The 2965-nt window shown below is 70.7% G+C and carries 2 protein-coding genes; both read right to left on the reverse strand.

Going from position 1 to position 2965, the window contains the following annotated elements; translation table 11 throughout:
* Positions 1-1697: type I polyketide synthase (locus DM816_RS41230; RefSeq protein WP_170318940.1), on the reverse strand; the 1697-nt coding region annotated here is incomplete at its 3' end.
* Between the two features lie 19 nt (positions 1698-1716).
* Positions 1717-2965 (reverse strand): type I polyketide synthase (locus DM816_RS41235; protein ID WP_117215859.1); only part of this gene is annotated, 1249 nt, incomplete at its 5' end.

Here is a 2965-nt window from a genome sequence, read left to right on the forward strand (position 1 = left end):
CGCTGCGCACCCTGACCGGTGAACAAGAACCCCAGCTTGCCCGGAGTCACCACGTCAGGCGACCGCGTCCCGTCAGCCAACGCCGACAGGCCCGCGCTCAGCTCGGCGAGGTCACCACCAATCACCACTGCGCGATGGTCAAACCGGCCCCTCGTGGTGGCCAAGGAGAAGCCGACGTCACGGGGGTCGAGTTCGGCCGCCGCGGCGCGCAGCCGCGCCGCCGCAGCGCGCAGCGCCGCAGGAGAGCGGGCCGTGATGAGCCAAGGGATCACGGGCATGTCCACCCGCTCCGCCGGGACCGCCGCGTCCTCGGCCTCGGGTGCCTCCTCGATGATCACGTGCGCGTTGGTCCCACTGATCCCGAACGACGACACCCCGGCCCGGCGCGGATTGTCCGTGCGCGGCCACGGCCGCGCCTCGGTAAGCAGTTGAACCGTGCCGGACGACCAATCCACGTGCGGCGACGGCGCGTCCACGTGCAGGGTGCGCGGCAGCGATTCGTTTGCCAGCGCCTGCACCATCTTGATGACCCCGGCGACGCCCGCGGCGGCCTGAGTGTGACCGAGGTTGGACTTGATGGACCCCAACCACAACGGACGCTCCACGGGCCGGCCCTGCCCGTATGTCGCCAGCAGTGCCTCCGCCTCAATCGGATCGCCCAACCGGGTCCCGGTGCCGTGCGCCTCCACCACGTCCACGTCTTCGGCCGAAAGCCGCGCGTTGACCAATGCCTGACGGATCACCCGGCGCTGCGACGGACCATTGGGCGCCGTCAAACCATTCGACGCGCCATCCTGATTCACCGCCGAACCACGAACCACCGCCAGCACCCGATGACCGTTGCGCCGTGCGTCGGACAACCGCTCCAGCAGGAGCATGCCCGCGCCCTCGGACCAGCCGACCCCGTCGGCGGCGGCGGCGAACGACTTCGACCGCCCGTCCGGCGCGAGCCCACGCTGCCGGCTGAACTCCACGAACGTGCCCGGCATCGACATCACGGTGACCCCGCCGGCCAGTGCCAGCGAGCAGTCGCCCGCACGCAACGCCCGCGCCGCAAGATGCATCGCCACCAACGACGACGAGCACGCCGTGTCGACCGTGACCGCCGGCCCGGCCAGGCCCAGGTTATAGGCGACCCGGCCGGACGCGACGCTGCTCGCGCTGCCGGTGAGCAGGTAGCCCTCGAATCCCTCGGGGATGTCGTGCAGCAGCCGCACGCCGTAGTCGGCATACATCACGCCCGCGAACACGCCGACCGGTGTCTCGCGCACCGTCTCGGGATCGATCTGGGCCCGCTCGAACGCCTCCCAGGAGACCTCCAACAGGAGCCGCTGCTGCGGATCGACGCCGAGCGCCTCACGCGGCGACATGCCGAAGAACTCCGCGTCGAACTCGTCCGCGTCGTGCAGGAAACCGCCCTCGCGGGAGTAGCTCTTGCCGGTCGCGTCCGGGTCGGGGTCATACAGGTCGGCCGGCCAGCCCCGGTTGACGGGGAAGGTGGTCACCGCGTCGACGCCGTCGGCGACGAGCCGCCACAGGTCCTCCGGCGTGCGCACACCACTGGGATAACGGCACGCCATGCCGATGATGGCGATGGGCTCGTGGTCCTGCGACTCCAGCTCCTGCAGCCGCTGGCGGGTCTGGTACAGCTCCGCGGTGACCTTTTTGAAGTATTCGAGCAGCTTCTCGTCAGCCATGTCAGCTCTTCTCCCGGTGTCAGATCGCGATACCGAACTCGCGCCCGACGAAGTCGTAGAGTTCGTCGGCTGAGGCGTCCTGCAGTTCCGAGGCGACGTCCGTGGCCGCGGCGGGGTTGTCCCATTGCGACAACAGCTCTTGAAGGCGCACCTTCGCGCGCGCTCGGGCCAGATCGTCGAGGTCGGCCGCGAGGGCCGCCTCCAGGCGGTCGATCTCCTGGTTCACCAGCTGCTCCGGGTCGAGTCCGGTACCGGCCATTTCCATTTGGAGGTACCCGGCGAGAGCCTCCGGGGTCGGATAGTCGAACACCAGCGTCGCCGGCAGCCGCAGCCCGGTCAGCGTGTTGAGCCGGTTGCGCAGATCCACGGCGGTCAGCGAATCGAAGCCCAGCTCCTTGAATGCCCGGCCGGGATCGACCATGGCGTCGGCGGCGTGGCCCAGCACCGTGGCGACCTGTTGGCGGACAAGGTCTCCGAGCAGCTGACGCTGTTCGGCCTCGGTCATCCGGGCCAGCTCGTCGGCGAGGCCGGACGGCCGCTGGCCACCCGCGGCGGCGCGTTGGCCCGGCGCATGCGCCAGACGACGCAACAGTGCCGGGACGGCGTTGCCGGGAGCCCGCATCACCTTGAGGTTCAAGCGCATCGGCAGCAGCCATGCGGCCGGCTGTCGCAACGCGGTGTCCAGCAGCGCCAGACCTTCCTGTTCGTCCAGTGCGGTCAGACCGGCCCGTGCCATGCGCTGGAAGTCCGCGTCACCGAGGTGGCCGGTGATGCCGCTGTTCCGGGTCGCCCACAGGCCCCACGACAACGCGGTCGCGGGCAGACCCTTCTGCCGGCGATGCTGTGCCAGGCCGTCGAGGAACCCGTTGGCGGCCGCGTAGTTGCCCTGGCCGGGAGCGCCGAAGACCGCGGCGGCGGAAGAGAACAGCACGAACGCGTCGAGGTCGATGCCCTGGGTCAGCTCATGCAGGTGCCAGGCGGCATCCACCTTCGGCCGCAGCACGCCCGCCAACCGTTGCGCGTCAAGCGATCCGATCACGCCATCGTCAGCGACGCCGGCGGCGTGCACCACGGCGGTCAGCGGCCGGTCGGCCGGGATCGCGGACAGCAGACCCGCCAGCTGGTCGCGGTCGGCGGTGTCGCACGCGGCCACGGTGACATCGGCGCCGAGCGCGGTCAGCTCGTCGGCGAGCTCGCGCGCGCCGGGGGTGACCGGGCCGCGGCGGCTGGCGAGCAGCAGATGCCGCACCCCGTGCCGGTGCACCAGG

Source organism: Allorhizocola rhizosphaerae (assembly GCF_003426775.1).
In the GTDB taxonomy this organism is placed as follows: Bacteria; Actinomycetota; Actinomycetes; order Mycobacteriales; family Micromonosporaceae; genus Allorhizocola; species Allorhizocola rhizosphaerae.